The 12,774-nt window shown below is 59.1% G+C and carries 11 protein-coding genes and 1 tRNA gene; 4 read left to right on the top strand and 8 right to left on the bottom strand.

The features are described 5' to 3' along the window. Positions 1-36 precede the first annotated feature (36 nt). Positions 37-822 (top strand): succinate dehydrogenase/fumarate reductase iron-sulfur subunit, encoded by a 786-nt coding sequence (locus BGIM_RS49530; RefSeq protein ID WP_020469565.1) that lies wholly within the window; start codon positions 37-39, stop codon positions 820-822. 69 nt (positions 823-891) lie between these two features. Here BGIM_RS49530 and BGIM_RS0109580 read toward each other — a convergent pair whose 3' ends face one another. Continuing rightward, a complete protein-coding gene (locus BGIM_RS0109580) occupies positions 892-1,461 on the bottom strand; it encodes a hypothetical protein (RefSeq protein ID WP_020469566.1) in 570 nt (189 codons plus the stop codon). Between the two features lie 160 nt (positions 1,462-1,621). On the opposite strand from BGIM_RS0109580, the gene BGIM_RS0109585 reads away from it, so the two are divergent. Further along, positions 1,622-2,032, top strand: coding sequence for a hypothetical protein (locus BGIM_RS0109585; RefSeq protein WP_157368720.1), 411 nt, complete (start codon positions 1,622-1,624; stop codon positions 2,030-2,032). A gap of 32 nt (positions 2,033-2,064) precedes the next feature. Here the strand turns inward: BGIM_RS0109585 and trxA are convergent, their stop codons facing one another. Together trxA and BGIM_RS0109595 are read right to left on the bottom strand one after the other, a co-directional pair. Continuing rightward, positions 2,065-2,943, bottom strand: a complete 879-nt coding sequence (gene trxA, locus BGIM_RS68225) for a thioredoxin (RefSeq protein ID WP_020469568.1) — start codon at positions 2,941-2,943, stop codon at positions 2,065-2,067. 22 nt (positions 2,944-2,965) lie between these two features. After that, positions 2,966-3,964 (bottom strand): C-terminal binding protein, encoded by a 999-nt coding sequence (locus BGIM_RS0109595; RefSeq protein ID WP_020469569.1) that lies wholly within the window; start codon positions 3,962-3,964, stop codon positions 2,966-2,968. A gap of 209 nt (positions 3,965-4,173) precedes the next feature. On the opposite strand from BGIM_RS0109595, the gene BGIM_RS0109600 reads away from it, so the two are divergent. Both BGIM_RS0109600 and BGIM_RS0109605 read left to right on the top strand, forming a co-directional pair. After that, positions 4,174-4,246: transfer RNA gene (locus tag BGIM_RS0109600), tRNA-Arg, on the top strand. A 132-nt stretch (positions 4,247-4,378) separates the two neighbouring features. After that, positions 4,379-4,990 carry a hypothetical protein gene (locus BGIM_RS0109605; protein WP_029629895.1) on the top strand — a complete coding sequence of 204 codons (612 nt, stop codon included), beginning with the start codon at positions 4,379-4,381 and terminating at the stop codon, positions 4,988-4,990. Between the two features lie 493 nt (positions 4,991-5,483). Here BGIM_RS0109605 and BGIM_RS57210 read toward each other — a convergent pair whose 3' ends face one another. The 5 genes from BGIM_RS57210 to BGIM_RS0109635 all read right to left on the bottom strand — a co-directional run bounded on the left by BGIM_RS57210 (position 5,484) and on the right by BGIM_RS0109635 (position 12,593). Continuing rightward, a complete protein-coding gene (locus BGIM_RS57210) occupies positions 5,484-5,882 on the bottom strand; it encodes a hypothetical protein (RefSeq protein WP_052639727.1) in 399 nt (132 codons plus the stop codon). Between the two features lie 22 nt (positions 5,883-5,904). Then, complete coding sequence (locus BGIM_RS0109615; RefSeq protein ID WP_020469573.1) at positions 5,905-9,036, bottom strand: efflux RND transporter permease subunit; 3,132 nt, start codon at positions 9,034-9,036, stop codon at positions 5,905-5,907. A 42-nt stretch (positions 9,037-9,078) separates the two neighbouring features. Then, entirely contained in the window at positions 9,079-10,512 is a 1,434-nt protein-coding gene (locus tag BGIM_RS49545) for an efflux RND transporter periplasmic adaptor subunit (protein ID WP_157368722.1), read from the bottom strand. Between the two features lie 1,084 nt (positions 10,513-11,596). Then, positions 11,597-12,199, bottom strand: a complete 603-nt coding sequence (locus BGIM_RS57215) for an Imm51 family immunity protein (protein ID WP_020469576.1) — start codon at positions 12,197-12,199, stop codon at positions 11,597-11,599. Between the two features lie 28 nt (positions 12,200-12,227). Next, positions 12,228-12,593 (bottom strand): hypothetical protein, encoded by a 366-nt coding sequence (locus tag BGIM_RS0109635; protein WP_157368724.1) that lies wholly within the window; start codon positions 12,591-12,593, stop codon positions 12,228-12,230. Between the last annotated feature and the right edge of the window lie 181 nt (positions 12,594-12,774).

Below are 12,774 nucleotides of genomic sequence, written 5' to 3' on the forward strand. Positions count from 1 at the left end.
GGAGCGATTTCGACCCTAACAACCAACGACCCGAACATGAAACTGACTTTGCACGTTTGGCGGCAAAAAGACCAAAAGACGCCCGGCCGGATGGAGACCTATCCCGCCGATCACGTCAGCGAGGACATGTCCTTCCTTGAGATGCTGGACACCGTCAACGAAGGGTTGATCCACTCCGGGAAAGAACCGATTGCCTTCGACCATGATTGCCGAGAGGGCATTTGCGGGTCGTGCGCGATGATGATTAACGGCATGGCACATGGCCCCGAAAAGGGAACGACCGCCTGCCAGTTGCACATGCGGAAATTCCATGACGGCGAACAAATCTACATCGAACCATGGCGGGCGAAAGCCTTCCCCGTGTTGAAAGATTTGGTGACCGACCGCAGCGCGTTTGACCGTGTCATCCAAGCCGGGGGCTTTGTCTCCGTGAACACCGGGGGAACGCCCGATGGCAACGCCCTGCCAATTCCCAAAGAAAATGCCGACACGGCGATGGATGCCGCCTCGTGCATCGGTTGCGGGGCCTGCGTGGCGGCCTGCCCGAACGCCTCGGCAATGCTGTTTGTTTCGGCGAAAGTGACTCATCTCGCCTCGATGCCGCAAGGACAGGCCGAACGCCGGGACCGCGTTCTGAAGATGGTCGATCAGCACGACAAGGAAGGCTTCGGCCATTGCACCAACATTTACGAGTGCGAAGCCGCTTGTCCGAAGGGGATCGGAGTGAAGTTCATCGCCCAATTGAACCGGGACTTTTTGACGAGTTCGATGAAAGTGGTCAACAAACGAGAAGCCACCGGGGCCGATGCGGCCGCCGGTTGATCTGTCTTGCGGAAGTATCGAGGTTTGCTTGCGAAAAGAGGGAGGCCGCAAAAGACCTCCCTCACATTTTCATCTTTTCGGCCCCACAACGGGAATCTTCTCTGTCTTCGGTGTCACGACGGGAACCTTTTCCGCTTTCGGTTCTTCGATTTTCTCCACCTGTCGTTTATAAACCACCACTTGACGATTCGGAGCCGCCCGCAAATCGTCGGGACGATTTCGGCCGGGAACGGGATAGGCGATAGTCAGCACATCGCCGTCTACTTTGAACATGGTCTTTTGTTTTCGGATCAATTTATCCGGGGTGAAATTGGCCCGTTCCAGATCCCAGTCAATGCGATCCGTGATATTAAAATCCATCACGCCGGGATCGCCAAGAAACAAAGCGATCGTGCCGCTTTGCACGTTCTTGCCGCCGTCTAACCGGGCAAATTCTGTTCCTGAAACAATCAACGACCGGCCTTTGACCGGATAGGCTTCCAACCCGTCGCCGGTGATCTGAAACTCAGGAATCCACACGCCTTGCAATCGCTTCATGGTCAGGTCGAATTCGACTCGCGCGATCATTTCCGGTGTTTGGGCCATGCCCGCTGAGACCGTCAATAACAACGCCAAGTAACTGATTCCTGCCAGTCGCATGGAACGCCCTCCTCTAAAGGTGTCAGCTTAGCTCACCGCTGAAACACACTCCAGTCAAAGTGCTGGGGGAACGAGGCAAACCGGGGTGGATTTTTCCAGACCGTGCGGTTATGGCGCATTTTTGAACCGGGCCATCGGCCGGAAAGGCGAGGGGAAGATCATGCGAAATCGAATATTCGTCGCGGCCGGAGTGATCGGCATCATTGGTGTCGCCTGGTATTTCGGCCAACCCAAGAAACTGGGAGTCCCGGTCCCGAAACCCGCTGTCGAAGTGGCCGAAGCCAGTCCGTCCAAGCCCACTGCCCCTGCCGAAACACCCAAACCATTGCCGGAAGGATTGGATCTCTCCCGAGCATTCAACCCGGCAAGTGACGAAGAAATCTCCCCGTTGGTGTTGGCAAGTTTTGAGAACCCGGAACCCAAACCCGCGCCGGTGCCGGTCGCTCGCTACCGTTCCCTGCTAATCGGGTTGGACACGCTGAACCCCATTGGCCTCCGTCTGGGCTGGCTCAGCGTTCCGTTGCCGGAGAATGATGTGTTGGACATTATGCCGCGTGAAGTCGGGAAATGAGCGGCGGGAATTGATTCGCTAATGAGGTCGAATCAGTACAGCAAGCCCCGGAGTTTGTCCCGGTATTCGTCGGCCAGATCGCTTCGCACGCCGATGATCTCGAAAATTTTCACCATCAGTTCCCGCACCGCCCCGCGACCGAGTTCACGGTCAAGTTCGGCGGCCACCAGCAGTTCATCCATCGCCGGTTGATAATCGCCTCGCGTGGCCAACAGGTTGCCGAGTTCCAGCCGCAAGGCCGGGTTTTCCGGGGCGGCGGCGATTTTCTTTCGCAGATCAGTCTCATCCCCGGCCGTGGCGGCGTTCGCTCGCATTTCAATCATGCGGCGAATCTTCACTACATCGGCGCCATGTTCGCCGGTGTCCCCGAGCGGCGCCAGCATTTCCAACGCCTCGGCATCCTTCCCGGCGGCCGCTTGCATCCGGGCCAGACCCACCCTCGCCCGGCCGTTGTTTTCGTCTTCTCCCAGCATCGTCTGGTAAAAAGCCTCGGCCTTCGCCGGTTCGGTTTCTTCCAAGGCCAGCGCGTCCGCATAGGGATCGGCCTTCGGTTCCCCGCCGGTCACACCAAGGCTGCCAAGGAACTCTTCCAATTCCTCCGGCCCGAGCAATCCTTGAAAGCCATTGACCGGCCGTCCCCCTTGAAAGGCAAGAACGGTGGGGATGCTTTCAATGCGAAAATAGGAGGCGAGTTGTTGATTCTCGTCGATGTTGACTTTGACGAGGACAAACCCGCCCTGCTTCTCCTTGGCGGCCGCACAAAGCAACGGGGCCAGTTGCTTGCACGGCCCGCACCATTCGGCCCAGAAATCCACCAGGACCACTGTGTCCTGCGAACGAACAAGCACTTCTTCCTCGAAGTTGCTCTCGTCCACATCAATGATCCAGTTCTTCGCGGCCGCGTCCAGCATGGGAATCCCTTGAGTCGGTGGGTCAGTTCACGATGTTTCGCATGGGCTTGCCAAGGAGGGCGTTCCGCACGGTGGCCGAACCCTTCACCCGCATGTCGAGCAATCCTTCGACGGAATAAAACGCGGAATGCGGATTAACGATCAAGTAATGATGGCACGGATGTTTCGGATCTCGCCACGCCTTGATGAGCGGATTGTCTTCCGTCGGCGGTTCGACGGCCAAAACATCAATGCCCGCCCCGGCCAGATGCCCGCTGGCGATGGCGTCCGGGATGGCCGAAGTGTCCACCACCGCTCCACGGGAAGTGTTCACGAGGTAAGAACCCCGCTTCAATTTCGCGATGGCGGCGGCATCGATGATATGTCGGGTGGTCGGCGTCAATGGCGTGTGACAACTCAAGACATCGCTGGCGGCCAGCAATTCGTCAAGCGATTCCACCCGCGTCACGCCGAGGGCCTTGTCCAAGCCGTCGTTCACGAGGGGATCGTAAAACACCACTCTCATGCCCAAGGCTTTTGCCCGCAAGGCGGCCGCCGTGCCGATCCGGCCGAGGCCGAGGACGCCAAACACCCGTCCGCGCAGACGATACAGCGGGGCCACGGGGAGATACGTCCACGGCGAACCGGGTTTGTCCCGCAGCAACGAATTCAATTGGTGAATGCCCCGCGTGAGCGTGAGCATCAACCCGATGGCGCTGTCCGCAACTTCCTCGGTGCCGTAATCAGGCACGTTGGCAACCGCGATGCCCTTTTTGCGGGCCAGCACGCGATCCACGTTGTCATAGCCGACGCCGCAACGCACGATCAATTTGCATTTTTGCAAACGCTCGATGGTGGCGGCCGTCAGGGCCAGATTGTGGTAAAGCATCACGGCATCGGCATCTTCGATCTTCCCGATCAGATCCGCTTCCGAAAAAGCATCCAGTGCTGTGATGGTGGCAATATCCCCGATGGCCGTTTGCTCGGGGGAGAGATCACCGGTGATAAAGTCGGTGATGACGACCTTGAATGACTGGCTCATGCGTATGATGTACGACCGACTTCACCCATTGGTAACCCGGAATGACCAATGACTGATGAACGATGCCCAAAGTATCCATTCGCATGCATAAACACCTTGGCAACCATTGGACAATTAGGTCGTTTTCGATCCGGATTCGAGAGTTAGCCGGGTGACTGTTCCCGTTGAGCGAACCCTCCCCTAGACTGTGAGTGTCCATGTTCAAAACCGCCCTCGTAGCTCAGGGGATAGAGCACTGGTTTCCTAAACCGGGGGTCGTGCGTTCAATTCGCACCGAGGGCATCCCTGACAGGTTTTTATAAGTTATTATTTTGAATGACTTTACATCGTTACCGATCCTGTGTCTGGATCGCGCGGCCCGAAATCTGAGACCCGGTAATTTACCGGATCTTACCGGATTTTTGGGAGTACCGCATGTCCAGACAGATTCCAAAGTTACGGCTGCATCGCCCCTCAAAACAGGGCGTGGTCACACTCTCGGGGCGAGACGTGTATCCGGGTCATTGGCCGACCGGGAAGAAGACCACCCCCAACGAAGTTCAAATCGCCTACGAGCGAGCCATCGCCGAATGGCTTTCCAGCGGATATTCCCCACCTGGCAACACCAAACCCGCCACGCTAATTCAATCCAGCGTGATCCCGTCCATCGCGGTCAAGGAACTGGCCGCGATGTTTTGGGTGTTTGCCGAGAAGAAATTCATGGGGCCGGACGGCAAGCCGACGGCCGAAACAAACTCCCATCGCGTTACTCTTCGAGTTCTTCGCCGCCTGTATGGTTCTCTTCCCGTAGCCGAATTCGGGCCGCTAAAGCTCCAGGCGGTCAGGGAGGCGTTCATTGCCCAAGGGATGGCGAGAGTAAATGTGAACCATCACGTCAGCCGGGTGAAGCGAATTTTCAGGTGGGGGATCGAACACGAGATCGTTCCCTCGTCTGTCCTGCTCGGTCTCAACGCCGTCGTCGGCCTGTGGCGGGGGCGAATGCCGGAAAGGCCGGACGGTCAAGCCTGTCTCGGACGCAATGGTTGACGCCACCCTGCCCCATCTTCCCGTGCCGATCAAAGACATGGTCCAGCTTCTGAGATTCGCCGGGCACGCGTCGGCGAAATCTGCGGGATGCGACTGGCTGACATCGACCAGTCCGGCGAAATCTGGATCTTCCGGCCGGTCCATCACAATCAGGTGTGGCAGACCACTAGTGGTCTGCCACACCTGATTCGACATCCAGAAGCTCATTGATTCGTATACTTGGCGCCAATTTGATCCGGCCAGATCAGGTGTGGCAGACCACTAGGGCGTCTCGATGTCTCCCCGCCAGTGGATGATCCCCGCCAAGCCACGGGGTGTGAGAACACGTCTCGCCACCCGAAACAATCCGATCCGCAGTCGTCCGCCACGAAATCATGCACGCTCCCCGAGATGTTGTCCAACCCGGTCTCGGCGGCCTGCCGAACCGTGTCAACCACCATGATCAAGAGTTCGGCCCGCTGGACAATTTCCGACCGTCTCCGTGTTCATCGGACTATTTTTTCTTGTCCGCCCCAGTCGCCTCCTCGTCGACGGCTGGCGGCTCTTTGCCGAACTTTGCCACATATTTCGCGGCATACTTGTCCTTCAGGGACGGGTCACAGATGAAGCAGATCGACTTCGCCCGGTTGTGCTTGTCGCACCAGTCGCCCCTGGCCTTTGCCGCCTTTGCCACCTTCGACGAACACAGGCTGCACTCATCCTCGGGGACGCCGTGTTCGTTGCACCACCAACCGTCGTGGTCCTCCTCTTTCGAGTCGGCTTTCTGATCCACCTTAGCGACCGCTTTTTCCTTCTTCTCGCCGTCCATGGTTTGCGAGAGCGGCTTGTCGCAACCGACAACCACTATCAACCCCGCGAGCAGGGCATAGCCCATCAATGTCTTCGTCATCATCAGTCTCCTCAAAACAGGCCCGTCACCGGGCAAGGATCGTCTCCGGGGCCATTTCATGCGGCTGGTCCCCATCCACCGAATTTGACGTTCGCCGTCCCGGCCACCGGAAGACAACGAACAACACGCGCAGCACTAGGAGCGACATGACCATGGCTGAGATCACGCCACCGATCACCACCGTGGCGAGGGGGCGTTGCACCTCGGCCCCCATCCCGGTCGAAAAGGCCATCGGGACAAAGCCGAGGCACGCCACGAGCGTCGTCATGAGCACCGGCCGCAGGCGGGTGATCGCCGCCTCTTCCACGGCCCGTTCCAAGTTGCGCCCCCGTTTTTGGAGTTGCCGGACGTAACTGACCAGGATCATGTCGTCAAGCACGGCCACGCCCGACAAGGCGATGAACCCGATGCCGGCCGAGATGGAAAACGGCATGTCCCGCACCCACAACGCGAAAATACCGCCGACCCACGCGAACGGCACTCCGGTGAACACCCGGAGAGTGTCCAGCACATTGCCGTAGGTGGCGTACAGAAGCAGAAAAATCAAAACCAAGGCAGCGGGGACGACAATCATCAGCCGGGTGCGGGCGTGTTCCAGTTGCTCGAACTGCCCGCCGTAGGTGACGTGGTAACGGCCGGGGGGCATCGTGACATTGGCTTTGATTTCCCGCTCGGCCTCGGCCACGAACGTCCCGAGGTCGCGGCCCCGGACGTTGCAGGTGATCACAATCCGGCGCTGGCCCCACTCGCGGGTGATCGTGGACGGGCCTTCCACGATCCTGATGTCCGCGACCCGGGACAGGGGAACCCGCTCGCCGGTCGCGGCGGGAAGTTGGATCGCTCCGACCGCCTCCGGGCTTGACCGCCATTCGTCGGGAAGCCGGACCACCAGCGGAAAGCGGAACTGTCCGTCGGCCACCGCGCCCATCGGCTTCGATCCGATGCTCTCGATGAGGTCCAGGACAGCCCGGGCGGGAATGCCGTAACGGGCAATCTGATCCTGCCTCACCTTCACTTGCAGCACGGGCTGGCCGGTCACCTGCTCGACGGCCAGGTCGGCCACCCCAGGAATGTTCCGCATGACCTTCTCGATTTCCCCGGCCTTGGCCTTCAACACCTCCAGATCGTCGCCGAACAACTTGACGGCAAGGTCCGACCGGGTGCCAGCCAGCATCTCGTTGATGCGCATTTCGATGGGTTGTGAGAACGCAAACTTCAAACCTTGAATCGACCGCAATTCTTTCTCGACCAGGATGGTCAGGTCGGCCTGGCTCACGGCCTTCGTCCATTCTTTCCGGGGTTTGAGGCTGATGAAGATATCAGTCAGCTCCACACCCATCGGGTCGGTCGCCACCTCGGCGGTCCCGGCCCGGCTCCAGACATGCGCGATCTCGTCGGGGAAAGCGGCCAGCAGTGCTTTTTCCACACGGGTGTTGGTCTCAACGGATTCTTCCAGGCTCGTCCCCGCCAGTCGCACGGTTCCGAGCGTGATCGCCCCCTCCGACAAACGCGGGACGAACTCCGACCCGAGTTGCGGCGCGACCATCCCAAAGGCGACGGCCAGCACGGTCGCCCCGAACAGCATAACCGCCGCCTTGTGCCGCATCGTCCGCGTCAGGACCGGGACGTACGCCGCCTTGATCAGTCGCAGAAGGAACGGCTCTTGTTCCGTGATCCGTTTGGGAAGCAGGAGGCTGGCCAGAGCCGGCATCAGTGTCATGGACAGGATCATGGAACCGGCCAGGGCGAAGATCACAGTGAGGGCCATCGGCCGGAACAATTTCCCCTCAATCCCTTCAAGCGTGAGGACCGGCAGGTAGACGATCAGGATGATCAGTTCGCCGAACAGTGTCGGGCGGCGAACCTCGACGGCCGCGTCGCGGATTACCTCCCGTCGGCTTTTGCCCTCCAAGTTGTGCGCGAGGTGCCGGACGCAGTTTTCGATCATCACGACGCTGCTGTCCACCACCATGCCGAAGTCGAGGGCCCCGAGCGACAGCAGGCTGGCGGCGATCCCAAACCGCAGCATGCCCGAGAAGGCGAGCAACATCGACAGCGGGATGGTCAGGGCGACGATGAAGGCGGCCCGCAGGTTGCCGAGAAACAAAAACAGCACCGTGACGACGAGCAATCCCCCCTCGAACAAGTTGGCGCGAACCGTGTCAATGACGTAGTTGACGAGTTCCGTCCGGTCATACACCGGAACGGCCTTCACCCCCGGCGGAAGAGCGGCCCTGACCTCCTCCAGTTTGTTTTTCAACCCCCAAGTCACTTCGTGGGAGTTCTCGCCCATCGTCATGAAGCCGAGCCCGAGGACGGCTTCGCCTTTGCCATCCGCCGTCACCGCTCCGCGGCGAACCTCGCTTCCGATGCGCACATCGGCCACATCTCCGAGAAGGACGGGGACGCCGTCCTTCACTGATATTTGGATGTGCCTGATCTGCCCGATGGTGGTCGTCCGCCCGACCCCGTGAACGAGCAACGTGTCGCTGCCCCGGTCAATCACCCCCCCGCCGACGTTCTGGTTGTTTTCGCGGATGGCGGCGGTCACGGTGTCGAACGTCAGCCGATATTTGCCCAGTTTGGCCGGGTCAATGCGCACTTGGTACTGCCGCTCGAACCCGCCCCAGGAATTCACCTCGGCCACTCCCTTGACCTGTCGCATTTGGGGCCGGACAACCCAGTCATGGACCGTCCTCAATTGCGTCACATCGTCCCCCTTGCCGGTGATGACGTAATGAAACACCTCCCCCAGCCCCGTGGACACCGGCCCCATCTTGGGACGGTCCAGGCCCTGGGGGAGTTGAACGCCCGCCAGTCGTTCCATGATGAGTTGCCGGGCGAAGTAGATGTCCGTGCCATCCTCGAAGATCACCACGACTTGGGACAGCCCGAACTTTGAGATCGACCGCAGTTGCATGATCTTGGGCAGCCCGCCCAATGCCTGCTCAACCGGGTAGGTGATTTGTTGCTCGACCTCCTCCGGCCCAAGTGCCGGGGCAACCGTGTTGATCTGCACCTGAACCGGCGTGGTGTCGGGAAAGGCGTCAATGTCGAGGTAACGCAACGACACGGCCCCGGCGGCCGCAAAGGCCACGGCTCCGAGGATGACCAGCCAGCGGTGCTTCAACGAAACATCAATGATCGCGTTCAGCACGAAAACTCCCTTTCAGTCATGTCATTTCTCCCGAGGAGAACCTCATTTCACATGGCAGCACGCGCAACCCTCGCCCAAGTCAGCCCGAAGCAGTTCGGTCAACAAGAGGCCGCCGCCTCTGGTTACGATGACTTCGCCAGGCAGCACGCCGGCAATGACCTCCGTGTTCCTGTCGCCCCTGGCCCCGATGCGAATCTTGCGGACGTGAAACACCTTGAACGCATCCGCTTTCAGGTAGTCCTTGTCGCGGACAAACACCACATTACAGCACCCGTCCCAATGCACCGCCTCGTTAGGCACGGACACAGCCTTCGCTTCCTCACGAAGGATCACCCGGCCCGCCCCGAAGGTATTGGCCAGTTGACGGCCCTCGGGGTCCGGCAGGTCGGCACGGACCTTCACTGTGCGAGTCTTCGCGTCAGCCTGGCTGCTCCTCCACGCCACCGTGCCAGTTAGTTCTTCCCGCCCACCATCCGGCAGGAACCGGACCGGCTGGCCGACTTTGACACGCGGGGCATCCTCGGTCTTCAAGTCGAGGGTCAGCCAGAGCGACTTGGTGTCCGCCACCTCGAACAGAATGCGGGCCGCGTCCACGACTTCGCCGGCCACCACGTTCCGGGACACGACCTCGCCGCCCATCGGGGTGACCACCGGCAGCAAGTTCGTGGTCAATGTCTTCGGATCGATCATCACGGCCAGGTCGGCGGGGAGGCCGAGCAGGCGGAGCTTGTCCTTGAGCTGCCCGGCCGTCATCGTCATCGCCTCGGCCTCGGCCAGGGGCAGGCCCAGGTTGGTGAGGGCCTGGCACCCGGCGGCCAGCCGGATCTCCGCTTCGCGAACAGCCGCCTCGACTTCCCTGACGCGGGCACTGGCCACGGCGCCGCCGGACTCCATGATGTCGGCCAATGTCTGTTTCTTCAATTGAAGCACCGCGAACGACTGGAGAACCTCGGCCTTCAATTTTCCAACCTCGCCGGCGTCGATCAGGGCCAGCACGTCACCTGCTTTTACTTTCTGCCCCAGTTGCTTGAACACTTTCCAAACCGTCCCAGGCGACCGGGAAGAAAGACGGGCGACTCGCGTCTGGTCGTAACAGACTTCACCCGGAGCGGAGACAAACTCCACGGCCGGGGCCGTCCATGCCGGCTCGACGGCAATGCCGGCCTTGTCCGCATCCTTCGCGGTGGCGTACTGAATACGTCGGAGGTGAGTCCGGCAATTCACGGTGTTCGCGGGGCGATCGGCGAAGTCCAACGCCCGCCTGGCGCGGTCCAGGTCGGCGGAGGTGACTGTCGGCGTCTTCGGCAATTGGGCCTGTTCCGGGTTGCAAAGCGTGCATTCGGGAACGCCGTGGATCTTGCACCATCCCCGCGGCTCGGGCGCGGGCATCAGCGTCGGATCGCATTCAACACACACGGACTCGGGCACATTGTGGGCCGCGCACCAATCCTCCCGGGATTTTTTGACACCAGTCATTTCTGAAAACTTCGGCAACTTCCAACCCGTGTGGTGTCCCCACCATCCGATGGCGCCCGCGCAAGTCAGCACGAGGAGTGTGGGGATCGATCCTATGATGAAGGGGAATACGCCTCGAGGATTGGATGCCGGAGTTTGTGTTTCAAGTTCCCTGACCGGTTCTTTCAAAACGGCAACGCCGTCTCCCAAATCGCTCATGGAAAAATCTCTGGTTGATTGTTCGGAATATTGACGATGGATTGATGACAGCCACCGCTGATGAGCAGGTAATCACCAAGTGACGTTCAATGCAAACGGATGACTGGACGGGTGTTGGCTCACGACAACGGAGCAGCAACCTCAAGCCAAAGAAAAATGGACGGGAATCAAATGACGAATGAGCAGTGTGTCAAGAAAAGTGGCGGAGTGATCGGATGACAGATCGGGTTGAAAGTCAAGGAACCTGTGAGGCAATTCCACGCAACGAAATCAAAAACCATTGTTTCGGAAGGCAGGCAAGGATCGAACGATTGGGGCGGTTCGATCCATTTCAGTGCATCCGCCCCCGCCGACGCGGGACAGCCAGGCATGTGGGAATCGTCTTTTGGAGTCGGACATTGATGCGGGGTCGGTTCTCCTGATGGAGTTTCGGTCACCGATGAGTGGCACAGGGAGCAACAGCCGATCTTCTGTACTATCGCCGGACGGTGATTCGTTACCCCAACACATTGCACGCTAGAAACGGTGGAGCGATCAAATCCCCCGGCTTTGCAGACGCAAAGACCGGTTGGTTGTAAGAGCGGCCCGCAAGCCACCAACATCAGGATTCGACCCGCAATCAACAACACAAACCCTCGATCAACATCGTTTATCAATCGAAAGCTTATCGTGCCAAACTGGTGTGGTCAATCTGAATAAGGCATTCCCAAAGATCTGAGCAGGACCATATCCCAGTTTGAACTTGTGGATTCGAGCGTGTTTGGGCAATGGAGGGCGTCTTCCAAATTGCCGCAACACTGATTCAAGGTGATCAATCCAAAGTTCTTGTTGAAGTACGATGAGTGAAGGGAGGGGAACGTTTGCCCCTCTCCATTCAAAAAGCGGTTCATCCGCCGATCAAGTCCGGGTCAGCCTTTGCGAGCGCCTTCCGAAGCAAGATTGGGTCTTCGACAGCGGCACGGATCAAGTCAGCCACTTGTTTGATTGCCGCTTGATCTTTGCTCAATGCCGTGAACATGCTGCCTTCCGGATCGTAGTCCAACTTTTGTCGAATCTTTTTGGCCTTCATCCGCACGAGGGCATCGACCACTCCATGCCAGTCGTACCCACCTCCCTCATATCCGAGTTCCTCAAAAATGTCGGCTGTCGGGCCAAAATCGCTGAATCCGAGGACATGGGTTCCATCGTCATTCTTCCAAACCGTGCAAGGAGCATATTCGTTCGCCACCGGAGCAATCGCAACCGTCGCGATTGGCTCCGGTATCGCTGTTTGTGGCATGTAACATTGTCGCCCCAAAGCCGTATCCACCGCCCAGCATCCCCGCGCATGCGGCCCCGGTTCGCGAAGATGCCGCACCACTTCCGGGTTGGCACCGACTCTCTCCAGAGCATCGGCAAGCGACATGAGATTTTCGAGTTTCAGATCGAAGCCGGGCAAAAGGCGCTCGTCATAGGCTGTCCGGGCGAGCGCAATGATGGCGGGGGTCATGAGCGCCGGTTCCAACTCCGCCAGCCGATTAAGGGTTGCCGAAAATACATCGAACAAGCCGGGTCTGGCGTGCCGATGTCACCGCTCGATGGGCTTCCCTGACAGGCGCTTTTTTTGACAACTCCTTGGCCAATGCCCCACTCGCCTTGTCATAAGCGGAACTCAATGCTGATCTGCTGATGCTGCAACTGCAAGCCGCCCAGCCTGCGTCGTTGAATGGATCTTTCCGCTGCGAGCGGGCTACGGCGAACGCTTTTTGATGGATGGAATCCAATTCCGCAAAAGTCGCCTGCTGGTCGGCATACCGCTCTGAAATCTCGACCGCCTCACGGCTGATGGCGTCCGTCAACAAGTGCCAGATTTCACGAGCACAGGCACAATCGAACAATCGCATCCGCCGTTCGTCCGTCTTGCCCGCGACTCTTGCCCGAAGATAATCGAACATGGGATATGGTTGGGCGCAAGTGAGCCATTCGGCCTCGGTAAAATTCAACCCTTTGTCGATCATCATTGTGCCGGTTTGATTGGAGAGGAGTGGCAGATGTGAAAAAGGTAATTCAATGCTGATTGTGAGT

This window comes from Zavarzinella formosa DSM 19928 (genome assembly GCF_000255705.1).
In the GTDB taxonomy this organism is placed as follows: Bacteria; Planctomycetota; Planctomycetia; order Gemmatales; family Gemmataceae; genus Zavarzinella; species Zavarzinella formosa.